This window comes from Labrys sp. F242, from assembly GCF_057813875.1.
This window is the reverse complement of sequence record NZ_JBVASG010000001.1, coordinates 2,577,683-2,601,509: the sequence shown is the minus strand read 5'-3', so window position 1 is coordinate 2,601,509 and position 23,827 is coordinate 2,577,683. Positions and strand designations below refer to the sequence as shown.

Genomic DNA, 23,827 nt, shown 5'->3' with positions numbered 1-23,827 from the left:
CGGATCGTGCCGCAAAAGCGCGCCCCAGGGAAGGTTAGTGCAACTGGAAAGGCTGCGAAACCCGTTTCGCAATCGGGGGTGTGGATCAGCTCAGTGTCGGCGCGTGAGCGGATCGACACTGTCGGTTGTCGGTTTTTCCTCATCCCGGTCGCGTGGTGCATCGGAGGAGGGCGGCGGCAGATGCCGGGCCGGGTCGTCGGTGAAGCGGGCAATCAAGGCCGCGATGATGCCAGTAAACAGCATGGCAGTTGTCCCCTTGGCTGCGACGGCGAACGGCGCGAGCCAGTATGGATATCCTTTCTTCCTCCGAGAGGCCGCAGGAGCGCTCCCGGTGAGTCGAATCGATCTATGCCGATTTTGATGCACTGCAACATACAGCAGATCTGTGCTGCGATGCACAATGAAATGGAATGACGGCCATACCATGGCGGTATGGCAGATGAACGCGAATGGAGGCAGGTGATGGACGCGTTGGCCAAATCGGACGGCAGGGGGCTTGGAATCGGCCTGATCGGCACGGGTTATATGGGCAAATGTCACGCCCTGGCCTGGAATGCGGTGGCTTCGACCTTCGGCGATCTCGCCCGGCCCCGCTTGCTCGCGCTTGCCGAGGCTTCGGCCGATCTCGCCCACGCCAAGGCGGAGGAACTCGGCTTTGCGGCCTCGACAGGCGATTGGCGTGAACTCCTGGCCGACCCGCAGATCGACGTGATCTCCATAACCACGCCGAACCGCTTCCATGCCGAGATGGCAATCGCTGCGCTGGAGGCGGGCAAGCATGTCTGGTGCGAAAAGCCGATGGCGACCGCTTTTGCCGACGCGCAGGCGATGCACGCCGCCTGGCGCCGCAGCGGCAAGGTCGCGGTGCTGGGCTATAATTATATACAGAACCCCGCCATGCGGCTGATCCGCAAGCTGATCGGCGAGGGCGCGATCGGCGTCGTCAACCACGTCCGCCTGGAGATGGACGAGGATTTCATGGCCGACCGGCAAACCCCCTTCGCGACCCGCAACGAGGCCAGCGCCGGGTACGGGGCTCTCGACGACTTTGCCGTGCATCCCCTCAGCCTGCTGCGTTTCGTCCTTGGCGGGGTCGCCGAAGTGTTCGGGGAGATGGCCAGGCCCTATGCGGACCGCCCGCATCCAGACGGTGGCAGGCGGGCCATCGAGAATTATGATATCGCCACGGCCCTGCTGCGTCTCGAGAGTGGCGCCTCGGGTGTGCTCACCGTCAACCGCGCGGCCTGGGGGCGCAAGGGGCGGATCCAGCTGCAGGTCTTCGGTGATGCCGGGGCCGTCGTGTTCGATCAGGAGCGTTTTAACGAGGTGCAACTCTTTCGCCGTGAGGGGGCCGAGGAAACCCAAGGGTTCCGGACCATCCTCAGTGCGCCCGTGCACAGACCCTATGATCGCTTCATTCCGGCGCCAGGCCATGGGCTCGGCTTCAATGATCTGAAAGTGATCGAGTGCCGTGAACTGATTGCCCGCATCCAGGGCAAGGAGGCGTCAGTTTTCGATTTCGATGATGGCCTTGCCATTGAACGCACTGTCCATGCCATCGCGGAGAGCTTTACAAAGGGAAGCTGGGTCAAGGTCGGAGGTTGATTGTTTTGCCCTTATCGCAAAATAAAACGGCCGCGGAGGGTATCCGCGGCCGCATGAAAAAGGAAGGAGATCAGCCCTTCAGCTTCTTGTTGCATTCGCTGTAATAGCCACCGCCCTTCTGAATCCATTTCAAGCCGCCATTGCCATTGCTGGTCTTGTTGGCGTTGTACTGGTCGAGGCAAGTGTGCATGCGCTGCTTGCCGGCAGATTCCTTGGCATATTTCGGATCGATAGCCGACGGAAACACCGCGTTGCCCGATGCTGCGGCGGTCGGAGCCGGCTTGGCGGCGGGAGCCGGTTTGGCAGCCGTTGTCGTGGCCGGGGCCGCAGGTGCTGCCGGCGCCGTGGCAGCCGGCGTCGCTTCCGTACCGCATTGTGCCTTGCGGAAATCGTTCCAGCTCGCGCCATTGAGCGTGTTGCCAGTTTTGGCGGCCTGATATTTGTCGCTGCACTCCTTCATGGTGAGCGCCTGAGCCGGCGCAGCAAGAGCGACCGCGCTAGCGATCAGTAGTCCGGTACCAATGATGGCGGAACGAAGCATCATTCTAACTCCCTCATTTTCGGCGGATATTGCCCGCCGCCGACTCTGGATAAGCCTCAGCCGGAATGCCTATTTTTGTGATCAGGAATGCGGCGAAGGTACGGCACACCCTGGTGATAGACCGAGTCTGCCAAAGAAAAAAGCGGAACCTTCATCAGCTCGGATCAGTTTCCACCTCGGCGAAAGCTTGCCGACGCTCTGCGGCCGCAAGCTTTCCTGATCGAATCTCAGTCAAGGCCTTGCTGTCCCTAACGTCATCGAGCCGATCAAGCCATGGTTCCACATTGCTTCATGGCGAGGGAGCGATGACTCTACGCCGGCGAAAGATCGCGACCGGAGAACCCAGATGAATGGACTGGCGCAGATAATCATAGCCGCATTTGAGGGCGACCCGCTGGGAGTGGATATTGTCGGGGCTCGTCATGCAATTGGTATGCGGCAGGTCGATATGACCGTCGAACCAGTTCAGCACGGCCTTGGCCGCCTCGGTGGCATAGCCCTTGCCATGGGCTGCTCCAATCAGGGAGTAGCCGAGTTCCGGCGTACCTGAAAATTCCGGTTCGATGTCACGTTCGAAATTATGAATGCCGACTTCGCCGAGGAAACGGCCGTCGGCCTTATCGGTCACGATCCAGAAGCCGAACCCCATCCAGAGCCAATGGCCGGCATAGCGCAGCATCCGAGTCCAGACTTCCTCGCGCGGATAGGGGGACTTACGCACATAGCGAAGCACCGCGGGCTCTGCCCACATAGCCGTGACGCTCTCCAGATCGCCGGGTCGGTGCGCCCGAAGAATCAGGCGCGACGTTTCGATGGTGGGAGCGACGGTGAACGCCGACAGAAGGGGCATAGGTGAACTTTCCTCGATCTCATCCGTGCGATCGGTCGTATTGATAGGTGCAAAATGCGTGTTGGTTCCCTTCGACAATTCGGAGGGCGGTTGGTTAGTCAGGTAGGCGATAGTCCTAGCTCCTGGGTTTGGGCTGTTGCGAAAAGGCCCACATGATAGCCATGCGCTCGCATCGCTATAGGGCCGGTCTGGCGCATGTTATGTTGCACCGCAACAAACGGTGAATTCGAGAAAATGACGATGATTGCTGCCAGCGTCCTTGCCGATCTGCGCATCCGCTGTCAGGCGTACCGGGCCTATCAAAAGCGCCTGGAGGCCTGTCGGATGCGGACCCGAAAGGATCTTGCCGAAATCGGTTTCAGTCGCAGCGACATTGCGGATCTGGCCGGTCGCGGTTGATCTTACTCGGCGATTGAATGCCCTATTCGAGCCATCCGACCGCCCGACAGCGTTTGCATGGACCGGGCTTTTCATTGCCTCTTGGGGAGCGCAAGCGACCAAGTCCGCCGGTAATTTATTACAGCATTGCGAGGCGAGCGCTTTTGTCCATAGCTGCAACATGCGCTCTTCCCCGATCCCCGAACGTTGGTCTGACAACACCAGCACGAGCGTGACGCGAGTGTTATATCGGTAGGGAAACTGACGTTTGGTAAGGCTTGCCAACCCGATCCGGTCATGGTTTGCGCTGCCCGCAAGGCCCTTCGGGAGAGCCGATCACCATATTGTTTTGTCTGACAAACTGGCCTTATATCACCGCGAGGAAACATCCTGAAAGGACCCGCGGGCGGAACGCCCCGGGCGGCGAAGACAAGGCTATCATGCAAGAGCCGATGAGAACGAGGGGCCCTGTCATCTGTGTCGGCACCACAACGGTGGATCAGGTGCTGGAGATCGACGAAATGCCACGGCAGGCGATCAAGGTCACGGCCCGGCACCATTTCAAGCGGGGCGGTGGGCCGGCAGCGACGGCGGCTGTGGCTTGTGCCCGTCTCCTGCAGCCGGTTGAATTGTGGAGCCGCCTGGGCAGCGATGCCGAGGCGTCCTTCCTGTGCGAGCGCCTGCGCCATCACGGTGTTGGGATCGATGGCGTGAAATGCAGTGGGGAGATGGATACGATCACTGCCGTAGTGATCGTCGATCGCCAGGGCGAACGTTTCATCGTTGGGCATGATCATACCGATCTGCCGGCCTCGCCGGCCCATCTGCCGTTGCAGGAGATCGCCAAGGCCGGCGCAGTGCTGGCCGACATCAATTGGCACGAAGCCTCTCTTGCCGTGCTGAATGCGGCCGCTGCGGCCGAAGTCCCGTCGGTGCTCGACGCGGAGGTCACCGATCCGGCGGTGCTGTTCGAACTGGCGCGACGGGCAAGCCTCCCGGTGTTCTCCGAGGATGGATTTGCGCTTGCCAGCGCCGGAGCGCAGCCGGATACGGATGGCTGTGAAGCGCTGTCGCGGCGCCTCGGCGGCATGTTCGGCCTTACATTGGGTGCACGAGGCTCACTGTGGTGGGTCGATGGCGCTTTGACCCTCGTGCCCGCCTTGCCGGTGAGTGTGCTGGATACTACCGGTGCGGGAGACGTGTTTCACGGCGCCCTGGCGGCCGGGCTGGCGGAAGGGCGGTCGGTGATCGACGCCGCCCGCTTTGCCAGCGCTGCCGCGAGCCTCAAATGCGAACTCGGCAATGGCTGGGACGGCATGCCCGAAAGGCGAGCCGTCGAGGAAGCGGCGGCCCGGCTGGACCCGCTTCGCGTCTCCTGAGGCGCGGCGCACCTGCCAAAAAGCCTATCATCGTACTCTCCGGCGCGACGCAGTTTTGCATGTGACGCGGCAACGATTGAAATGCAAAACGGTGCCGTCAGGCGCCTGCATGTGTCTCGCTTTCGCAAGGCGAGCGCTTGCCTGGGGCACCGTTTTTACGCGTGAGCCAGTTACGCAGGACACCGGTGGCTCAACCGGATGAGGAGGGCGGGTTCGATCCAGCCGCCCGCCTCATGGCTTGCTTTGTCGGATCAGTAGTCGCGCCACTGACCGCGGCCATAATAGGGGCGTTCCCAGCCGCCACGGCGGCCGCGACCCCAGTCGTCACCCCACCCTCTGCGGGGGCCGTGACCCCAGCCATAGCCACCGCCGTAGCCATAGCCCCCGCCATAGCCGTAATAGGGGCGGCGAACCGGGACGCAGCGGCCCCAGCGATTGGGCTGCCAGCCAGGGCCACAGCCCCAGCGGACATCCTGGACCAGCGGCGAGGCGCCCGGCGTCGTGGGAGCAACGTTCATGGCGGAGGACGAGCCGACACTGGCCATCAGGCCCGTCAGCGCGAAGGAGGCCGCAATCATGGTCTTGCCGAGAAGATTCATCGGTTACCTCATTGAGGGATCCCGAGTTCTTGGGAACTCGAGGAGCAATGAAGACACGATGCCATTTCCTGCCTGAACGCGGCGCGAACGCCCTGGTCATCTGGCGTTCAGAAACATGATGGCGGGATGACGGGCCGTGCCCGGCCGATCCGGCGCCTATTTCTCGACGCGATCCCAACCATTGGGACCGAGCCGCTCCTGGGGCAGGAAGCGGCCCTTATAGGCCATCTTGCGTGATCCCTCGACCCAATAGCCCAGATAGAGATAGGGCAGTCCCATCGCCTGTGTGCGGCCGATATGGTCCAGTATCATGAAAGTGCCGACGCTGCGCCCCGCCATGGCGGGTTCGTAGAACGAGTAGACCATGGACAGGCCGTCGGCGAGCACATCGGTGAGGGAAACCCCGATCAGCGGACCCTCGCCCTGACGGTTCAACGGCAGGCCGGCGCCGGACAGCCGGTACTCCACCAATTGCGTGTTCACATGGGTATCCTCGACCATCATGGCATAGTCGAGCACCGTCATGTCAGCCATGCCGCCATCGGCGTGGCGCTGGTCGAGATAGGCCCTGAAGGTGGAATATTGTTCCGATGTCGGCGTGGCGCTGCGCATGTGCGAGGTGACGTCGCGATTGTCGGCCTGCACGCGGCGGAAAGATTTCGTCCTGACGAAATCGGCAACCGGTACGCGCACCGAAACACAAGCCTTGCAATTCTCGCAGGCCGGCCGATAGGCGATGGTTTGCGAACGGCGGAAACCGCCATGGCTGAGCACGTCATTGAGGCGCGCGGCCCGTTCACCGATCAAGTGGGTGAACACTTTGCGCTCCTGTTTGCCCCTCAGATAGGGGCAGGGCGATGGTGCGGTCAGATAGAATTGCGGTGAGTCGCGTATTTCAATGCTCAACGCCATTCTCCATGCATGAAGGCGAAAGTTACCACCGGGCGCTGCGTCTCGCCAGAGTCCCCCTGCCTGGCGACATCAAATTATCGCGCTGAAGGCCGTTTTTGAAGCCGCCGCCTCTCATACCTGCCGGGGCGTGGTGTCAGCAAAGCCGAACAGCCCGCCCGGGCGGAAGATCAGCATGAGAACGAGAAAGATCATCACGGCCACGTCGCGGTGCTCAATCGGAAAATAGGCCTGCCAGATGACCTCGAACAGGCCGAGCACGAGGCCACCGAGCAAGGCTCCTTCGATGGAGCCGATACCCCCGATGACGGCTGCGACCAGGCCTTTCAGGCCGATCATGGCCCCGCCATAAGCGTCGGCCCCGCCATAATAGACGGTCATGATGAAACCGGCGAAGCCGGCCAGCGCCGAAGCGAGGCCGAAGGTCAGTGCCAGCATGCCTCGGCTCGAAATCCCGACGAGGTTGGCCATGAGCGCATCGTCCGATATGGCCCGCCAGCGCCGGCCGAGTTCGCTGCGGCGCATCAGCATGACGACGGCGATGGCGACGATGGCGGCCGCCGCGCCGATCGACATCTGCATAACCGTGATGTGGGCGACGAAATTGCCCGACCGCACCACGGGCAGATAGGGGCTGGTGATCGGCGGCGCCCAGCGATCGTTGGGCCCCTGGGCGACACGCATCGCCTCGCGCATCACCGAGGCCACTGCCACCGTAGCGATCAGGATGGTCTGGCCGCGCCGGAAGGCGAGGGGAGCGAAGACCAGTTTCTCGACCATGTGGCCGGCCAGAACCACCAGCCCGACGGCGGCTGCGAACACGATGATGAGGTCCAAGGCCGGCGAGCGGGAGCCCAGCGCCAGCATGATCAGCATGATCGAGACGCTCATCACGCCGCCGAGCGTGGCAAAATCGCCGAAGGCCAGGTTGATGCGCTGGACCAGGCCGAACACGAGGGCATAGGCGACGGCGATCAGCATGGTCATCGCCGTGGTCGGCACGCCATTGCCAAGACTCTGCACCAGAAAGGCGACACTGCGGGGAACCTCGGGGACGTCGGCTATGGTTTCGCCGGCGCCGGGATCGGCGAGGACAGCCTCGGGCCGCTCGAGCCAATAGCGTTTGAGGAGGTGGAGCTTCCAGGGAGGAAAGGACCTGCCATCCGCAGCCAGGGCACTCAGCTCGATGAACCGATTATCCTGCGAGCTCAACCCGAAGGCGCAAAGCACGGTATGATCGGTGGTGCGCCCGTCCTGCAAAGCCCGATAGTCGATGCGCATCTTGAACGGTGCGGAAGCCGGGGCGATGGCAGTGACCGTGAGCTCATCGGGCTCGATCGTCACGGCAGGCAATGTCTGCCGGCAGATGCGAACTTCCTGCGGGTCGAGGCTGTCACTGCAGGAAGCCAGGCATAAAGTGACGAGAACCAGGGCGATGACACGATGGATCAATGGTGCCGCCTGAATCTTCGCGCCAGATCGGTTGACCCGAGTTTTGATATCGGCGCTGTCTATCGGCGAGATTACAGACTCGCCGCGATTCGGACAGCAAGCCTCGCCGCTCCGGATGGCAGGTCACTTAACCGCGAGCTTTTCCTGGCGCGGCTACGGGGATATCGTACAACTCCCGTTCTTGGTTCGAGACTCGTGATGCGTGACGGCAAGCCCAGTGTGACCATCGTTTATTGTCGGCAATGCCAATGGCTGCTCAGGGCGGCATGGATGGCCCAGGAACTGCTCTCGACCTTTTCCGAGGATCTGGGCGAGGTCACGCTGGTACCGGCCACCGGCGGCGCCTTTCGCATCGAGTATGACGGCCAGGAGATCTGGGAACGCAAGCGCGATGGCGGCTTTCCCGATGTGAAGGCGCTCAAGCAGCTGGTGCGCGACCGGCTCGATCCCGACCGCGACCTCGGCCATATCGACCGGTAGGGCCGCAAGCGCGGCCTGCTATTTGCCGCGCAGATATTCGGCGGCGCGCGGTGCGAAATAGGTGAGGATGCCGTCGGCGCCGGCGCGCTTGAAGGCGGTGAGGCTCTCGATCATCGCCTTTTCGCCGTCGATCCAGCCATTCTGGGCGGCCGCCATGATCATCGCATATTCGCCCGAGACCTGATAGGCGAAGGTCGGACGGCCGAAGCTCTGCTTGAGGCGGGCGACGATGTCGAGATAGGGCAGGCCCGGCTTGACCATGATCATGTCGGCGCCTTCTGCGATGTCGAGTTCGGCCTCGCGCAGGGCTTCGTCGGTATTGGCGTAGTCCATCTGATAGGTGCGCTTGTCGCCCTTGAGCGCACCGGACGAGCCCACCGCCTCGCGGAAGGGGCCGTAGAAAGCCGACGCATATTTGGCCGAATAGGCCATGATCTGCACGTCGAGGAAACCGGCGGCATCGAGCGCAGCACGGATGGCGCCGACGCGGCCGTCCATCATGTCGGACGGCGCGATGATGTCGGAACCGGATTCGGCCTGGACCAGGGCCTGGCGCACCAGCAAAGCGACGGTCTCGTCATTGAGGATGCGTCCGGCTTCCAGCAGCCCGTCATGGCCGTGCGAGGTGTAGGGATCGAGTGCGACGTCAGTCAGCAAGCCGATTCCCGGTACCTTGGCCTTGATGGCGCGGCAGGCCCGGCAGGTCAGATTCTGCGCGTTCAGCGCCTCGCTCCCGGTGGGATCGCGCAGGGAGGGATCGGTGTAGGGGAAGATCGCCACCACGGGAATGTCGAGGGCGGCGGCCCGCTGCGCCTCCTCGACGGCAATGTCGATGCTGACCCGGTCGACGCCCGGCATCGCTGCCACAGGAGTCCTGAGATTCTCGCCTTCCTGCACGAAGATCGGCCAGATCAGATCATTGGTGGTGAGCACATTCTCCTTCACCAGCCGGCGGGCCCATTCGCTCTTGCGGTTGCGGCGCGGGCGTTCGACCAGGTCGAGACGGTCCGAGGCGGAGGCGAGGGCTGATATGAGCGGGGTGACGGAGGAGGGCATCGCAGTCTCTTCGAATTGAACTTTGCACGGGTTTTATCACATCCAGGCAGGCGCAGGCATGTCCTCATGTCACACCCCCGCAGCTCGGAACGCACAGGTCAGGATTGCTGCTCCAGCCCGCGGGAAGGACGCTATTGGCTTGCAGCCGATTTGCCCTCGGCGGCGCACGCCGTTAGAACGGCCTCCAGCAATGACGACGCGCCCAATACAAGAGTGATCCAAGGACATGAGCGATATCGAGTTTGACCGCGACGGCCCGCCCTATGGCGCCTATCTGTTGTGGTTCATGCGCGCCGTCGCCGTGCTGTGGATGGCCAAGGGTATCATCCATTGGTGCCTGATCCTCGGGATCGGCCAGGCCGATCCGGATCGTTTCCTCGGCATGCCTGTTCTCACCCAGAGCGCCGTGATCGTGTTTGCCGTGTTCGACCTGGTCGCGGCGGTCGGCCTGTGGATGGCTGCGACCTGGGGCGGGGTCATCTGGTTGATCGCTTCCGGCAGCTATTTCATCATCTCGTTGTTCCGGCCCGAAATTTTCGGGCGGCAATATGCGATGATGACGACGATCGGCGTCTTGATCGTGCTCTATATCGGTCTTGCCTTTCTCGCCTCGCGCGAGCGGCGCCATCCGTGAGTGGCGATGAGCAGGCTGTTGCAACTATGTCACGCGGGCTTAATTCGCGCTCACATGGCGGTGATCGTGACAGGGCTTGCCACATTTGTCCCGGTTTTGCCGCTTTCTGGCGGTAGGGCTTCTCGCGAGTTTCCTATATCGGGATTGTGAATGGGATCGGGATTGTGAATGGGGGATGTCGAGGCCTGATTTTGGTCTCGGTTCGTTTACCTCTCCCGTGTAAAGAGCTTCGTTAATTCATGGCCGCAGGAAATTACCGGTACGGTAGGTGTGTGATGCAAGCGGGCTTTGCTGCAGGATTGGAACAAGATGTCTGACTATTCTCGTCGTGGTTTTCTCTCCACTCTGGCCTTGGGCGCCGCTGCGACCGCATTGGCGCGTCCGGCTGCCGCGCAAGACTACGGCCTGGGCCAGATGGAGATGAAGGAACGCTACGATTCAGTGGCCAGCCCCATCGGGCAGGCCAGCAGTTCCTCGCCCACCTTCTCGGCCTATACCTTGCAGGCCACGCAGAACGCCCTGCAGAAATATAGCGAGATCGCTGCCCAGGGCGGTTGGCCGCAAGTGACCGGCAAGGGCCGCCTCCAGCTCGGCTCGCGCAGCCCCGACGTCGTCTCGCTGCGCCAGCGCCTGATCGCCTCGGGCGATCTGGCGCCTTCCCTCGGCGGCTCGCCCGTCTTCGATTCCTATCTCGACGGCGCGGCGAAGCGCTTCCAATCGCGCCACGGCATCCTGTCCAGCGGCGTCATCGGCGACACCTCGCGCGCCGCTCTCGCTATTCCGATCGATGTGCGCATCAAGCAGCTTCAGATGAATATCGTGCGCCTGCGCTCGATGGGCAATCTGGGCAACCGCTACATCATGATGAATATTCCGGCGACCGAGCTGGAAGCGGTCAACAATGGCGCGGTCGAGCAGCGTCACTCCACGGTGATCGGCAAGCCCGATCGGCCTTCACCGATCTTGTCGACCGTGGTGCAGAACATCAATTTCAACCCGTATTGGACGGTGCCGCTCTCCATCATCAAGAAGGACCTGATCCCTCTGATGCAGAAGGAGCCGAGCTATCTGGCTGATCACCACATCCGCATCTTTACGCCGCAGGGCCAGGAGATCACGCCCGAGCAGATTAACTGGAACACGGACGAAGCCACGCGCATGCGCTTCAGGCAGGATCCGGGCTTCGGCAATTCGCTCGGCCAGGTGCGCATCAATATCGCCAACCAGTATGGCGTCTACATGCACGACACGCCCTACAAGTCGGTGTTCGGTTCCGATTACCGCTTCGATTCTTCGGGCTGTGCTCGCGTGCAGGACGTCCGCGAACTGGTGGCCTGGATCTTGTCGGGCACGGAATATACCCGCGACCGCATCGACGAGGTGATCCGTTCGGGCGCGCAGACGACCGTGAACCCGACCGCCAAGGTGCCGGTTTTCTGGGCCTACATTACCGCCTGGGCGACGCCGGAAGGCTTGGTCGAGTTCCGCGATGACATCTACAACAAGGACGGCTTCGCCTCGCTTTCCGTGGTCACCAAGGAAGAGCAGGGCTGATCGGGGAACGCACTTTCAACCTCTTGAGATTTGCAACGCCGCAGCCTGTCTGCGGCGTTGTTGCGTTTCAGACCCACCTCTCCAGCTCTGACGCAACTTTGGTCGCTTGCAGACATGACTTTGCGACGTAACTCCGTTATGTCGTCTGCCTCTTCTCCAACGAGGCCCGCCAACGATGAATGACGCCCGCTCCGCTTCTCTGTCGAACAGCTTCTTCGCCGCCGATCTCAAGTCTGCCGATCCGGAGCTGGCGCGGACCATCGATCTCGAATTGGGCCGCCTGCGCGACCATATCGAGCTGATCGCCTCCGAGAACATCGTCTCGAAGGCGGTCCTGGAAGCCCAGGGCTCGATCATGACCAACAAATATGCGGAGGGCTATCCAGGCCGCCGCTATTATGGCGGTTGCGAATTCGTCGACATGGCCGAGAATCTGGCGATCGAGCGCGTCAAGAAACTGTTCGGCTGCGCCTATGCCAATGTCCAGCCCAATTCCGGCAGCCAGGCCAATCAGGGCGTGTTCCTGGCGCTGATGAAGCCGGGCGACACCTTCATGGGCCTGAACCTCAATGCCGGCGGCCATCTCACCCATGGCTCGGCCGTCAATATGTCCGGCCGCTGGTTCAATGTGGTGCCCTACAATGTGCGTCCCGAGGACCAGCGCGTCGATATGGACGAGGTCGAGCGCCTCGCCCATGAGCACAAGCCCAAACTGATCATCGCCGGCGGTTCGGGCTATGCCCGCCATTGGGACTTCGCCCGCTTCCGTCAGATCGCCGATGCGGTGGGCGCCTATTTCTTCGTGGACATGGCCCATTTCGCCGGCCTGGTCGCCGGCGATGCGCATCCTTCCCCATTCCCGCACGCGCATGTGGCGACCTCGACCACCCACAAGACCCTGCGGGGGCCGCGTGGCGGCATCATCCTCACCAATGACGAGGAGATCGCCAAGAAGGTGAACTCGGCGGTGTTCCCCGGCCTGCAGGGCGGGCCGCTGATGCATGTCATCGCCGCCAAGGCCGTCGCCTTCGGCGAGGCGCTGCGCCCCGAGTTCAAGGCTTACGCAAAACAGGTGGTGGAGAATGCCGCTGCGTTGGCCGCCAATCTCAAGGGCAACGGCTTCGACATCGTCTCGGGCGGCACCGACAACCATCTGATGCTGGTCGACCTCAGGCCCAAGAACCTGACCGGCAATTTTGCCGAGAAGGCGATGGAACGGGCCCACATCACCTGCAACAAGAACGGCATCCCCTATGACCCGCAGAAGCCGATGGTGACCTCGGGCATCCGCCTGGGCACCCCCGCAGCTACCTCGCGCGGCTTTGGCGTCAAGGAATTCCAGGAAGTCGGTGATCTCATCACCGAGGCGCTGGAAGGCCTGGCCAAGAACGGAGCCGACAACAATGGCGCGGTGGAAGAAGCTGTGCGCACCAAGGTCAACAAGCTGACGGGCCGTTTCCCGATCTACTGATCGCTGCCGGGAGCGCGGACATCTTGTCCGCTTCCTGGACACATATCGTGTGCGGTATAGGAAGTGCGGACATCGCGACATGCGAGCATGTCGTCGAGATGTCCGCGCTCCCGGGAATAATTCATGAAATGCCCTTATTGCGGCGCGCCCGACACGCAGGTGAAGGACAGTCGCCCCACCGATGACGGAACCTCGATCCGCCGCCGCCGCGTCTGTTCCGATTGCGGCGGGCGGTTTACCACCTTCGAACGTGTGCAACTGCGTGAACTGACGGTGGTGAAGCGTTCGGGCCGCAAGGTCACCTTCGACCGCGACAAGCTTTCGCGCTCGATCAGCACGGCCTTGCGCAAGCGGCCTGTTGACGAAGAACGCGTCGAACGGCTGGTCAATGGCCTGGTGCGCCAGATCGAGAGTCTCGGCGAGAGCGAGATCACATCCGAACAGATCGGCCGCATCGTGATGAAGGGGCTCAAGGCCCTCGACGACGTTGCCTATGTGCGTTTTGCCTCCGTCTATCGCAATTTCAGCGAGGCCAAGGATTTCACCGCCGTCCTGGATGAATTGAGCATCGAGGATGAGACGCGGGCAGACGAAGCGTGAGTTCGACCGGCAGGTGACGGCATGGCCGTGCTTTGCTTGCATGACGCGTGCGGCAAGCCTATCTGCTGTTTCGAACAATCAATGCCGGTTTGATGACGTCCCGTGACTATTGCCCTGCCCAATCCCGCCATCGACTCCTTGCGGCGTGACGAGCGCTTCATGCGGGCGGCGCTGGCGCTGGGGCGGCGGGGTCTCGGCAATACCTGGCCCAACCCAGCCGTCGGCTGCGTGATCGTCAGGCGGGTCGGTGACACCGATGTCATCGTCGGCCGGGGCTGGACCCAGCCGGGCGGACGGCCGCATGCGGAGACCCAGGCGCTGGCCGAGGCGGGGCCTTTGGCCAAGGGGGCCACGGCCTATGTCACCCTCGAGCCCTGTTCGCATTACGGACGCACCGGCCCCTGCGCCGATGCCTTGGCGCGAGGCGGTATTGCGCGTGTCGTCGGCGCTTTGCGCGATCCGGACCCGCGCGTGGGAGGGCGTGGCTTCGACATGCTCCGGCGCTATGGGCTCGAAGTCCGTGAGGGGGTGCTGGCCGAGGAAGCCTTTCAGGCCCATGTCGGGCACATCACGCGCGTGACCTTCGGCCGGCCCGGGGTCACCGTGAAGATCGCCGTATCCGCGGATGGCAAGCTGGCCGGTCCCGGTGGACGGCCGGTGCGCATCACCGGTGAGGAGGCGAGCGCCCATGTCCACATGATGCGGGCCCAGAGCGATGCCATCGCCGTCGGCATCGGCACCGTGCTGGCCGATGATCCGATGCTCACCGTGAGATTGCCCGGCATGGCCGCCCAGTCGCCGGTAAGGATCGTCTTCGATTCAAAGCTCCGGCTCCCGCTCGCCTCGCGACTGGTGCAGACGGCGCGCCAGGTACCCGTATGGGTGCTGGCCCGTGCCGATGCACCGGTTGCACCGGAACGGACCCTGGTCGAGACGGGCGTTGAGGTGATGCGGATCGGCTGCTCGGCCTTGCCGCCCGGCGAGGGGGCATCCCTCGATCTCGGCGAGGCCTTGCGCCTGCTCGGCACACGCGGCGTCACGCGCCTCCTGGTGGAGGCCGGGCCCCGGCTGGCGGCCGGACTGGTCGAGGCCGATCTCGTCGAGGAATTCGTGCAGTTCACCTCGCCCGAACCGATCGGCGAGGGGGTAGTAGCTCTGACACCACAGCTTCAGGCGAAAATCGACGGGCAATTGCCCAATCTCGCCGCACGCATGGTCGGACATGATACGATGACCATTCAACGCAGAAACTGAAGGCCCACCATGTTCACCGGCATCATCACCGACATAGGCGAGATCGTCGCGCTGGAGGATCACGGTTCCGCCAAGCGCATCACGTTCGCCTGCTCCTATCCTTCTGACACCATGACGGTAGGGGCCTCCATGGCGGTGGCCGGCATCTGTTTCACTTTGACCAGCCTGGCGCTGCGGCCGGGCGGCGATACGCTCTTCACCGTCGATGCTTCTTCCGAAACGATCGGGCGCACCACGCTGGCCTCCTGGCGCGTGGGCCACAAGCTCAATCTCGAGCGGGCGCTCCGGATCGGGGACGAACTCGGCGGGCATATCGTTTCCGGGCATGTGGACGGGGTCGCCACCGTGCTGGATCGCAAGGACCAGGACGGCACCTCGCAATTCACTTTCCGCGCCCCTGGCGATCTGGCGCGCTTCATCGCCCAGAAGGGGTCGCTGGCGCTCGACGGTACCTCCTTGACCGTCAACAGGGTAGACGGGCAGGATTTCGGCGTGATGATGATCCCCCATACGCTGTGCGTTACCACCTGGGGGCAGGTGCGGGCGGGGGACGAGATCAATATCGAGATCGATACCATGGCGCGCTATGCCGCGCGGCTGGCGGATGTCGGCACGGAGCGCTGGAGCGATCGCGCGGAAGGCTGAGACAGGCTCCGCGCCGCCATGCTTTGCGGTCACATCCCTCCTGCTCAAAACCGGCTTCCCCTTTTCGGCATGATGCTCTAGAGCAAAGCGCGTTCATGACTGAACGCTTGTTTACTCTAGTTTTTCGTTCCGACACGCCTTTGCGATTCGAGACGCTTCCGTCTCATCGCAAAACGCTCTAGGAACGCCGTCAATCCAGTTGTTTTCGGGCAGTCTTCCCTAGGCCTGCCTTTTCCTCCGAGACGAGATTTCCCATGGCCGGTCCCAGGCGTGTATCCAGTTCTTCCGCTCCTTCCTTCGAGAACACCGACTCCGGCCTTGGTGGCCCGCTGCCACCGCATATCCTGATCGTCGAGGCCCGGTACTACGAAGAAATCGCCGACGGCCTGCTCACCGGCGCAACCGGCGCCATCAAGGCGGCCGGCGGCAGCTTCGACGTGCTCACCGTGCCGGGCGCCCTGGAAATTCCCTCAGCCATCGTGATGGCTCTCGATGCCGCCGTGCAGCGCGGCCGGGCCTATGACGGCGCGGTGGCCCTCGGCTGCGTGGTGCGCGGCGAGACCACCCATTATGACATCGTGGCCGGCGAAAGCTCGCGCGCCTTGATGGACATCTCGGTGCAACGTGCCCTGCCGCTCGGAAACGGCATCCTCACTGTCGAGAATGATGAGCAGGCCCGGGTCCGCGCCAGTATTGCTGAAATGAACAAGGGCGGCGGCGCGGCCGATGCGGCCTTGCACATGGTTGCCCTGAAACGCCGCCTGCATGGGGTGGAGGCATGAGCCGGGCCCAGAAACGCTCCGCTGCGCGCCTTGCCAGCGTGCAGGCGCTCTACCAGATGGACATCCGCGGCAGTAGTGTCGTCGAGGTGCTGGCAGAGTTCGAAAACCATTGGATCGGCCAGGAAATCGACGGCGTTGAATATTCGCCTGCCGAGGAGAGCTTCTTTCGCGACATCGTCGGCGGTGTCGTGCGTGAACAGCGCGATATCGATCCCAAGGTCGACCAGGCCCTCGCCGATGGCTGGCCGCTCAAGCGGGTGGATGCCATTCTGCGCGCCATCCTGCGCGCCGGCGTCTATGAACTGCTGCACCGCAAGGACATTCCGCCGAAGGTGACGATCTCCGAATATGTCAGTGTCGCGCATGCCTTCCTCGACCGCGAGGAGGCCGGCATGGTCAATGCCGTGCTCGACAAGATCGCCAGGGCCGAACGCAACGACCATCTCCAGGCTTCCTGATCCAGAGCAAAACGCGTTCATGACTGGACGCTTATTTGCTCTAGTGCCAGGTTTCCAAGCCAATCCAACGGATTGGCTGAAATGTCTTTGCGATTCTAGCGGACTCCGTCAAATCGCAAAACGCGAAGCAGAGTTTCCCGGCGGGGCCCACGGACGGGCCTCGCCGGGAAACTCTGCAAATGTTTGATATCTTGCGGATTCCTCTTGATCGAGCCACGGGCACGATCAAGAGGAATCCGCTTGGGGGTGCTCGCATGACGCGGCTCACCGAAGACCAGTTGATCAGCCGTTTCTTCGCCCCGCTCGCGACCCATCCCGGCGCACGCGGACTGACCGATGACGCGGCGACGCTGAGCGTACCGGCGGGGGCGCATCTGGTTGTCACCACCGATGCGCTGGTCGCCGACATTCATTTTCTTGCCGATGACGATCCCGATCTCATCGCGCGCAAGGCCTTGCGCGTGAATCTCTCCGACCTAGCCGCCAAGGGAGCGCAGCCCTATGCCTATACGCTCTGCCTGGCTTTGCCGCCCGGCTGGCGCGAGGACTGGCTGGTTCGTTTTGCGGAGGGACTGGCGGTGGATGGCCTGGAATTCTCCTTCGCTCTGCTGGGAGGCGACACCGTCAAGACCACGGGGCCGTTGACGATCGCCGTCAACGCCTTTGGCCTGGTGCCCTCCGATCACATTCCCCGCCGGGACGGTGCACGACCGGGCGACACCCTGTATGTCAGCGGCTCCATCGGCGATGGGGCTCTGGGCCTGCTGGCGCGCCGCGGAGCCCAAGCCTTGGCGGGGTTGTCGGAGCTGGAGCGCGATTATTTGGCCAGGCGCTACCTCCTGCCACAGCCGCGCACGGCGTTGGCGCCGGCGGTGCTCTCTCATGCATCGGCCTCGATGGATATTTCGGATGGCCTCGTCGGCGATCTCGCCAAGCTGCTGCGGGCTTCCGGGGCGTCAGCCGATCTCGAACTCGGTGCCGTGCCGCTTTCACCGGCCGCTCAGGCGGCATGCAAGCTCGACTCGGGCCTGCTGGAAACGGCCCTCACGGGGGGCGACGATTACGAGATCCTCTGTGCAGTGCCTTTCGAACAGCGCGTCGCCTTCGAGGCGGCAGCACAGGAGTCCGGCGTGCCGGTCACGCCGATCGGTACGGTGACATCAGGCCACCGCGCCCCGAGATGGCTCGACGACGAGGGTGAGGAACTTCACTTTGCCCGGGGCAGCTTCAGCCACTTCTGAAGCCGCCGGAGAGATAAGTTAGGCCGGGCTCCCTCTCGCGATTCGAGAGAGGGATGGACCCTATTTTCATTCTCACTTTGCCGTCAGAGCCTTGGCGAGATCTTCAGGCAGGGTCAGACGATAGGCCAGCACCAGGGTGTCGTTGGTGAGACCGGCATCATAGCTCTGGCCCTTCATCACCCCCTTGCGGGTGAGAAAGTCGTTGTCGTTGCCGACGAACAGGAAAGCGTCGTTCGGAGCGGCCGGATCGAGGGCCGGCACCAGCGTCATGGCTTCCCACTTCTCCGACAGCGTGAGATCATTGGATTTGGTGTTGTCGATGTTGAGGCCGAACTTGCCGAGCTGGGTGGCGTTCAAGAGGTTGACCAGTACCTGCGAGCGGGCAGGGGTGATGGCAGTGTCCAGGGCGTTGCGCTCATCCTTGGCGGGCGCGATCGGCTTGGTGCCGGTTTCATAGTCCGTGCCCGCGAGGTTGCTGGCGCCGCTGGTGTCGACCACCAGGATGGCCTTGAACATTTCGGGGTTTTTGCAGTCGCAGCCATGGCCGGCGCCATCACGCGCCAGTAGCAGGAAGCGATGATCGTCGAGCGCTACCATCTCGCTCTGGGCCGCGGTGCTGTCGATCTTGCCGTCGCCCTTCTTGGAATAGACCGGAAGCTCGATCGCATAGACGGCCTTGGGGGTCTTGGGTAGCGGGTCGGAGGCCACGTCGTAGACATAGATGCGCGTGGTGGCGCGGTTCGCCTGGTTCTTGCTGGCGGAGCTGTCCTGCAGCGTGCCGCTCTGTAGCACGGCATAGAGTGTCTTGCCGTCCGGTGTCAGCGAGATTGCTTCCAGGCCCTGATTGTTGCGCCGGCCGGTATCGGGCGCGTCCATCGAGGTGAAGTTGATCTTGCCCTTCTTGGTGGGAGTGAGTGCCGGCCCGGGCGGGATGAGGCCCTTCAGCCTGCCGTCGGCACCGAACAGATAGACAGCCGCTGCATATTCGTCCCCGACATAGAAGCTGCCGTCGGAGCGGTAGGCGATCGACTCGGCGTCGAAGGACAGGGAGCCGGCGCCAAGCGCTCCGGCCGGCGGCACGGGCAGGGTATAGCCATTCATCTCGACGGTGTTGTCGGCGGGATCGGCGCCTGTCGTCGGCTTGCCGTCGAGGCCGGTGAGGAAGACGCCCTTGTCGTCGAGTGGCTTGAGTTCGATCTGCTCCTGCGAGGTCGCCGCAGTGGGCAGAGTGGGGCCGGAATAGGGCGTGAAGGCTAAATCAAAGGCGAGGACACGGCCCTGATAATCGAAGAACAGGCCCTTGTCGGGATTGTTGTAGCCACGGTCCGGCAGGGACCGAAGCTGGCCCTTATAGCCGTTGGCGGTCTTGCTCCAGCTCTTGGGATCGATCGTCATGGAGGAGAAGGAACCGAGCGTATCGCCCTTTTCGTCCTTGAGGTCGGCGCTCAGCCGGCCGACGCCGACCAGACCGTGATTGACGAAGCTGCCGCCGGCGAAATCGATCTTCTCCTCGCCCGGGGCGGAGGAAACGAAAGGTTCCTTGACGACGAGTGGCTCGGCCACGGCCAGCGTCGGCAGAACCGAGAGGGTGGTGAGGAGGACGGTCCGGAGAAGGCGCATGAAAATCTCGCTCGGTGGCCAGAACGCCGGCGCGCCAAGAGAAAACGCGCCTTTATTCTCGGTCTTTGTTGTTTCAATGCGTCTTCGCGATTTCGGCGAGGGAGCCAAATCGCAAGACGCGTCAGCGTGGACTTCCTTGGCAAGAGCCGATGACAGGGGCGTGACAGTTTTCCGGCGGGTGACGCACCAGGAGGTTCTTCGAAAGAAACCTGGGATCTTTGAAAGAACTTGCCGCCAACGCACTGCGTCGGTTGCGCTGCCCGTGTGATTTTGGCAGCATCGCGGCAATCCGGACAATCAAACGGCTCCGGTGGGAGGATTCGCCGCACCTGCAATATCCTGGCCTTCGATACGAAGGGCAGGCGTGGTTCGTTCGTGCGATTTGTTCAGCGGCTTGTGAGAGTAAAGAACAAGGAAAATATAGTCCATGCTTTCTCTGTGGGTCATTATTGCGTGCGGGGCGCTTTCCCTCGTTTACGGAGTCTGGGCATTCCAGTCGGTGATGGCGCAGCCTGCCGGCAATGCCCGGATGCAGGAAATCGCCGGTTACGTGCGCGAAGGCGCGCAGGCTTACCTCAGGCGCCAATACATCACCATTTCCGGTGTCGGTATCATCATCTTTGCCCTGGTTGCCTATTTCCTTTCGATCCCGAGTGCCATCGGCTTCCTGATCGGCGCGGTGCTCTCGGGGCTTGCAGGCTTCATCGGCATGAACATGTCGGTGAGGGCCAATGTCCGCACGGCACAAGCCGCGATGAACTCGCTGGGGCAGGGGCTCGAAGTCGCCTTCAAGGCCGGCGCGGTCACCGGCATGCTGGTAGCCGGTCTCGCCTTGCTGGGTGTCTCTGTCTACTACTATGTGCTGACCGGGCCGATGCAGCTCTCCTTCGCTGATCCCAAGCAGGCGCGCGAGATCATCGATTCGCTGGTGTCTCTCGGCTTCGGCGCCTCGCTGATCTCGATCTTCGCCCGTCTGGGCGGTGGTATCTTCACCAAGGGCGCCGATGTCGGCGGCGATCTCGTCGGCAAGGTCGAGGCCGGCATTCCCGAGGATGATCCGCGTAACCCTGCCACCATCGCCGACAATGTCGGCGACAATGTCGGCGATTGTGCCGGCATGGCCGCCGACCTGTTCGAAACCTATGCGGTCACCGTGGTCGCCACCATGGTGCTGGCGGCGATCCTGTTCGCCGGCACACCGGTGCTCTCCAATGTACTGCTCTATCCGCTCGGCATCGGCGCGGCCTGCATCGTCACCTCGATCATCGGCACCTTCTTCGTCAAGCTCGGTGCCAACCAGTCGATCATGGGCGCACTCTACAAGGGCTTCATCGCTTCGGCGGTACTGTCGGTCGGGGGCCTGGCCGTTGCCACGCATTTCCTCATCGGCTGGGGATCGATCGGCACCATCGCTGGGCATGACGTCACCGGCACCGCTCTGTTCGCCTGCGGCATCGTCGGCCTGCTGGTAACCGGCCTGATCGTCTGGATCACTGAATATTACACGGGCATCGGCTATCGGCCGGTGCGCCAGATCTCGCAGGCCTCTGTCACGGGGCACGGCACCAACGTCATCCAGGGCCTTGCCGTCTCGCTCGAGGCGACGGCGCTGCCGACCATCGTGATCGTCGCGGGCATCATCGCGACCTACTCGCTGGCCGGCCTGTTTGGCACCGCCATCGCGGTGACGACGATGATCGGCCTCGCCGGCATGGTGGTGGCACTCGACGCCTTCGGCCCCGTTACCGACAATGCCGGCGGCATAGCCGAAATGGCCGGCCTGCCCAAGGAAGTCCGCAAGTCGACGGATGCACTCGACGCCGTCGGCAATACCACCAAGGCCGTGACCAAGGGCTATGCCATCGGTTCGGCCGGCCTCGGCGCCCTGGTGCTGTTCGCCGCCTATACCTCGGACTTGACCTACTTCGCCGCGAACTCGACACAGTATCCCTATTTTGCCGGGGTGCAGCCGAACTTCTCGCTGGCCAATCCCTATGTGGTGGTCGGCCTGCTGCTCGGCGGCCTGATCCCTTATCTGTTCGGTGGTATCGCCATGACTGCCGTGGGCAAGGCAGCCTCGGCCATCGTCGAGGAGGTTCGGCGTCAGTTCCGCGAGAAGCCTGGTATCATGCAGGGTACCGACAAGCCGGATTACGGCAAGGCGGTTGATCTTCTGACCCGCGCTGCCATCAAGGAGATGCTGGTCCCCTCGTTGCTGCCGGTGCTCTCCCCGATCGTGATCTATTTCCTGGTTCTGTGGATCACCGGCTCGAAGTCCGACGCCTTCGCTGCCGTGGGCGCCATGCTGCTCGGCGTGATCGTCACCGGCCTGTTCGTCGCGATCTCGATGACGGCGGGCGGCGGTGCCTGGGACAATGCCAAGAAGTCCTTCGAGGATGGCTTCATCGACGCCAACGGCACCAAGCACCTCAAGGGCTCCGAAGCCCACAAGGCCTCGGTGACCGGCGATACGGTCGGGGATCCCTACAAGGATACGGCTGGTCCCGCCGTCAATCCGGCGATCAAGATCACCAACATCGTCGCGCTGCTCCTGCTCGCCATCCTGGCCCATCACTGAGTTTTTGCGATAGATTATGGTCGTGTGGGGGAGGGCATTGCCCTCCCTCATTCGTTTTGAAATGGCCGAAGCCGCGGCCAGAATGGTTCTGACCGATGATCGAGACGCGTCTCCTGCACCAGTTCGTCGTCCTCGCCGAGGAACTGCATTTCCATCGCGCCGCCGAACGCCTGCATATGGCCCAGCCGCCGCTCAGCCAGGCCGTGCGCAAGCTGGAGGAGAAGGTCGGCGCACGTCTGTTCACACGCAGCAATCGGCATGTCGCCTTGACCGAGGCGGGGGTCGCGTTCCTGGAGACGGCGAAAGCGTGCCTGGCAAACCTGGAGCAGGGGGCTTTGCGGGCACGCCGGATCGAGGCGGGGCTGACCGGCCGGCTTGCCATCACCTTTGTCGGCACGGCCCGTCGTGACCTGGTTCCGTTGGCACTGCGGACGTTCCGCTCCCGTTTCCCGGATGTGGAACTCATTCTGCGCGAGGCGACAACGGCCAAGCAGATCGAGACCTTGCGAGGCAAGCAAGCCGATATCGGCTTCATGCGCTGGCCGGGGGTTCCTGCCGACGATATCCATTTTGAGCGAATCGAGCGCGAGCCGGTCCTGGCTGCCTTGCCCGACGATCATCCCCTTGCGACTGGTGCGGCGATAAGGCTGGAGCAATTGGCCGGGGAAGGCTTCATCATGACCCCTCGCAACGAGGGGGTGAGCTTTCACGACCAACTGATCGCCTTATGTCGCCACGAGGGATTCGAGCCGCGCATTACCCAGGAAGCCTGCGAAATGCAGACCGTCGTCGGCCTGGTTGCAGGCGGCCTCGGGGTCGCGCTGGTGCCGGCCTCGGCCTGTCAGGAGAACCGCAAGGGGGTGGTTTTTTGTCCGATCATCACTGCCGCACCGGATGAATTGAGCTATATGGACATGATTCTCGGTTGGCGGGCCGATATTGCCTCGCCGATCCGCGATAGCTTCGTTGAAGTTGTCAGGCAGGTGGCAAAGCTTGATACTCAAGAGGTATCAATCGCTCATCTATAATATATTTTACATTGATCGCCGAGTGACCAAAATCGCTTCCGAGTTGAGTTGGAGCGGTTGCCATGAATCTTCAGACCACGGACCGACGTGATGTCCTGAAATTTGCGACGGCTGCCGTAGCGACGGCCTTTGCCCTCCAGACCGGCTCCAGTGATGCCCGAAGGAGCAAGAATTCGATGATCTATCAATTGCGCATCTACGAGATATTCGAGCACAACAAGGCGGCTTTTCATGCCCGCTTTCGCGACCATGCCATCCGCATCATGAAGACCTATGGCTTTGACTTCGTCTCGCTGTGGGAGACAGCCACGCCAGAGCGGACGGAATTTGTCTACCTGCTGCGTTGGCCGGATGCTGCGACCATGAAAGCGAGCTGGGACCGCTTCATGGCCGATCAGGAGTGGCAGCGTATCAAGGATGAAACCGCGGCGCGTGACGGCAAGATGGTGGGCGCTATCGAAGACCGCGCCATGCAGGCTGTCGATTACGCACCCCAGATCTGAGGGGCTGAAATCGTCCGGGAACGCAGGCGTCTTCGCCTGCCTTCTCAGTGCCCCCAATGGGCCGTCGGCGAACGCCTTTTTATGTTGGTTGACACGATGAGGAGAACGCGCAAGCTGGATCGGGGTTGAGCCGAGACAATCCGGGAGGCTCCTCGATATGCGAGGGCTGCCTGGCTGGCCGCGACCCGCGACGATCCAAATGGGATACAT

At 62.6% G+C, this 23,827-nt stretch carries 26 protein-coding genes; 16 read left to right on the top strand and 10 right to left on the bottom strand.

Annotation, left to right across the window (positions count from 1 at the left end; translation table 11 throughout):
• Nucleotides 1-90 precede the first annotated feature (90 nt).
• Entirely contained in the window at nucleotides 91-243 is a 153-nt protein-coding gene (locus tag ACZYTC_RS12220) for a hypothetical protein (RefSeq protein ID WP_434955816.1), read from the bottom strand.
• Nucleotides 244-462: 219 nt separating this feature from the next.
• Between ACZYTC_RS12220 and ACZYTC_RS12215 the strand changes: the two genes are divergently transcribed.
• Complete coding sequence (locus ACZYTC_RS12215; protein WP_441773829.1) at nucleotides 463-1,605, top strand: Gfo/Idh/MocA family protein; 1,143 nt, start codon at nucleotides 463-465, stop codon at nucleotides 1,603-1,605.
• 70 nt (nucleotides 1,606-1,675) lie between these two features.
• Here ACZYTC_RS12215 and ACZYTC_RS12210 read toward each other — a convergent pair whose 3' ends face one another.
• The 3 genes from ACZYTC_RS12210 to ACZYTC_RS12200 all read right to left on the bottom strand — a co-directional run bounded on the left by ACZYTC_RS12210 (nucleotide 1,676) and on the right by ACZYTC_RS12200 (nucleotide 3,557).
• Nucleotides 1,676-2,149: a hypothetical protein gene (locus tag ACZYTC_RS12210; RefSeq protein ID WP_441773830.1), complete on the bottom strand. Its 474-nt coding sequence runs from the start codon at nucleotides 2,147-2,149 to the stop codon at nucleotides 1,676-1,678.
• Nucleotides 2,150-2,435: 286 nt separating this feature from the next.
• Nucleotides 2,436-2,996: a GNAT family N-acetyltransferase gene (locus ACZYTC_RS12205; RefSeq protein WP_434955819.1), complete on the bottom strand. Its 561-nt coding sequence runs from the start codon at nucleotides 2,994-2,996 to the stop codon at nucleotides 2,436-2,438.
• Nucleotides 2,997-3,194: 198 nt separating this feature from the next.
• Entirely contained in the window at nucleotides 3,195-3,557 is a 363-nt protein-coding gene (locus ACZYTC_RS12200; RefSeq protein WP_441773831.1) for a hypothetical protein, read from the bottom strand.
• A 269-nt stretch (nucleotides 3,558-3,826) separates the two neighbouring features.
• On the opposite strand from ACZYTC_RS12200, the gene ACZYTC_RS12195 reads away from it, so the two are divergent.
• Nucleotides 3,827-4,753, top strand: coding sequence for a PfkB family carbohydrate kinase (locus ACZYTC_RS12195; protein WP_441773832.1), 927 nt, complete (start codon nucleotides 3,827-3,829; stop codon nucleotides 4,751-4,753).
• A gap of 251 nt (nucleotides 4,754-5,004) precedes the next feature.
• On the opposite strand, the gene ACZYTC_RS12190 is transcribed toward ACZYTC_RS12195, so the two are convergent.
• From ACZYTC_RS12190 to ACZYTC_RS12180, 3 genes are all read right to left on the bottom strand, one after another.
• Nucleotides 5,005-5,352 (bottom strand): GCG_CRPN prefix-to-repeats domain-containing protein, encoded by a 348-nt coding sequence (locus ACZYTC_RS12190; RefSeq protein ID WP_434955822.1) that lies wholly within the window; start codon nucleotides 5,350-5,352, stop codon nucleotides 5,005-5,007.
• 156 nt (nucleotides 5,353-5,508) lie between these two features.
• Entirely contained in the window at nucleotides 5,509-6,264 is a 756-nt protein-coding gene (locus tag ACZYTC_RS12185) for an arginyltransferase (protein WP_488989689.1), read from the bottom strand.
• 111 nt (nucleotides 6,265-6,375) lie between these two features.
• Nucleotides 6,376-7,713 (bottom strand): branched-chain amino acid ABC transporter permease, encoded by a 1,338-nt coding sequence (locus tag ACZYTC_RS12180; RefSeq protein WP_488989688.1) that lies wholly within the window; start codon nucleotides 7,711-7,713, stop codon nucleotides 6,376-6,378.
• A gap of 198 nt (nucleotides 7,714-7,911) precedes the next feature.
• Between ACZYTC_RS12180 and ACZYTC_RS12175 the strand changes: the two genes are divergently transcribed.
• Nucleotides 7,912-8,193 carry an Rdx family protein gene (locus tag ACZYTC_RS12175; protein ID WP_434955825.1) on the top strand — a complete coding sequence of 94 codons (282 nt, stop codon included), beginning with the start codon at nucleotides 7,912-7,914 and terminating at the stop codon, nucleotides 8,191-8,193.
• Between the two features lie 18 nt (nucleotides 8,194-8,211).
• Here ACZYTC_RS12175 and hemB read toward each other — a convergent pair whose 3' ends face one another.
• Nucleotides 8,212-9,249, bottom strand: coding sequence for a porphobilinogen synthase (hemB, locus tag ACZYTC_RS12170; protein ID WP_434955826.1), 1,038 nt, complete (start codon nucleotides 9,247-9,249; stop codon nucleotides 8,212-8,214).
• A 226-nt stretch (nucleotides 9,250-9,475) separates the two neighbouring features.
• Between hemB and ACZYTC_RS12165 the strand changes: the two genes are divergently transcribed.
• From ACZYTC_RS12165 to thiL, 9 genes are all read left to right on the top strand, one after another.
• Nucleotides 9,476-9,883: a DUF6163 family protein gene (locus tag ACZYTC_RS12165; RefSeq protein WP_434955827.1), complete on the top strand. Its 408-nt coding sequence runs from the start codon at nucleotides 9,476-9,478 to the stop codon at nucleotides 9,881-9,883.
• 309 nt (nucleotides 9,884-10,192) lie between these two features.
• Nucleotides 10,193-11,437: a L,D-transpeptidase family protein gene (locus ACZYTC_RS12160; RefSeq protein ID WP_434955828.1), complete on the top strand. Its 1,245-nt coding sequence runs from the start codon at nucleotides 10,193-10,195 to the stop codon at nucleotides 11,435-11,437.
• Between the two features lie 175 nt (nucleotides 11,438-11,612).
• On the top strand, nucleotides 11,613-12,908 hold the full coding sequence (gene glyA / locus ACZYTC_RS12155; RefSeq protein WP_434955829.1) for a serine hydroxymethyltransferase: 1,296 nt from the start codon (nucleotides 11,613-11,615) through the stop codon (nucleotides 12,906-12,908).
• Between the two features lie 123 nt (nucleotides 12,909-13,031).
• Entirely contained in the window at nucleotides 13,032-13,508 is a 477-nt protein-coding gene (gene nrdR / locus ACZYTC_RS12150; RefSeq protein ID WP_434955830.1) for a transcriptional regulator NrdR, read from the top strand.
• Nucleotides 13,509-13,610: 102 nt separating this feature from the next.
• Nucleotides 13,611-14,762: a bifunctional diaminohydroxyphosphoribosylaminopyrimidine deaminase/5-amino-6-(5-phosphoribosylamino)uracil reductase RibD gene (gene ribD, locus ACZYTC_RS12145; RefSeq protein ID WP_441773835.1), complete on the top strand. Its 1,152-nt coding sequence runs from the start codon at nucleotides 13,611-13,613 to the stop codon at nucleotides 14,760-14,762.
• A 9-nt stretch (nucleotides 14,763-14,771) separates the two neighbouring features.
• A complete protein-coding gene (locus ACZYTC_RS12140; protein ID WP_441773836.1) occupies nucleotides 14,772-15,407 on the top strand; it encodes a riboflavin synthase in 636 nt (211 codons plus the stop codon).
• 254 nt (nucleotides 15,408-15,661) lie between these two features.
• Nucleotides 15,662-16,189 carry a 6,7-dimethyl-8-ribityllumazine synthase gene (locus ACZYTC_RS12135; protein WP_434955833.1) on the top strand — a complete coding sequence of 176 codons (528 nt, stop codon included), beginning with the start codon at nucleotides 15,662-15,664 and terminating at the stop codon, nucleotides 16,187-16,189.
• A complete protein-coding gene (nusB, locus tag ACZYTC_RS12130) occupies nucleotides 16,186-16,647 on the top strand; it encodes a transcription antitermination factor NusB (RefSeq protein WP_441773837.1) in 462 nt (153 codons plus the stop codon). Before ACZYTC_RS12135 ends, nusB begins: the two co-directional genes overlap by 4 nt.
• Nucleotides 16,648-16,901: 254 nt before the next feature.
• Complete coding sequence (gene thiL / locus ACZYTC_RS12125; protein ID WP_441773838.1) at nucleotides 16,902-17,888, top strand: thiamine-phosphate kinase; 987 nt, start codon at nucleotides 16,902-16,904, stop codon at nucleotides 17,886-17,888.
• Between the two features lie 72 nt (nucleotides 17,889-17,960).
• Here thiL and ACZYTC_RS12120 read toward each other — a convergent pair whose 3' ends face one another.
• Nucleotides 17,961-19,508 carry an esterase-like activity of phytase family protein gene (locus ACZYTC_RS12120; RefSeq protein ID WP_441773839.1) on the bottom strand — a complete coding sequence of 516 codons (1,548 nt, stop codon included), beginning with the start codon at nucleotides 19,506-19,508 and terminating at the stop codon, nucleotides 17,961-17,963.
• Here ACZYTC_RS12120 and ACZYTC_RS12115 point away from each other — a divergent pair.
• Nucleotides 19,507-19,776, top strand: a complete 270-nt coding sequence (locus ACZYTC_RS12115; protein WP_441773840.1) for a hypothetical protein — start codon at nucleotides 19,507-19,509, stop codon at nucleotides 19,774-19,776. The genes ACZYTC_RS12120 and ACZYTC_RS12115 overlap by 2 nt on opposite strands.
• A gap of 159 nt (nucleotides 19,777-19,935) precedes the next feature.
• Nucleotides 19,936-22,086: a sodium-translocating pyrophosphatase gene (locus ACZYTC_RS12110; RefSeq protein WP_434955838.1), complete on the top strand. Its 2,151-nt coding sequence runs from the start codon at nucleotides 19,936-19,938 to the stop codon at nucleotides 22,084-22,086.
• Nucleotides 22,087-22,133: 47 nt separating this feature from the next.
• Here ACZYTC_RS12110 and ACZYTC_RS12105 read toward each other — a convergent pair whose 3' ends face one another.
• A complete protein-coding gene (locus ACZYTC_RS12105; RefSeq protein ID WP_488990020.1) occupies nucleotides 22,134-22,262 on the bottom strand; it encodes a hypothetical protein in 129 nt (42 codons plus the stop codon).
• On the opposite strand from ACZYTC_RS12105, the gene ACZYTC_RS12100 reads away from it, so the two are divergent.
• Nucleotides 22,230-23,114, top strand: a complete 885-nt coding sequence (locus ACZYTC_RS12100; RefSeq protein WP_488990001.1) for a LysR family transcriptional regulator — start codon at nucleotides 22,230-22,232, stop codon at nucleotides 23,112-23,114. The genes ACZYTC_RS12105 and ACZYTC_RS12100 overlap by 33 nt on opposite strands.
• Nucleotides 23,115-23,176: 62 nt before the next feature.
• Complete coding sequence (locus ACZYTC_RS12095) at nucleotides 23,177-23,617, top strand: NIPSNAP family protein (RefSeq protein WP_434955840.1); 441 nt, start codon at nucleotides 23,177-23,179, stop codon at nucleotides 23,615-23,617.
• Nucleotides 23,618-23,827: the final 210 nt, after the last annotated feature.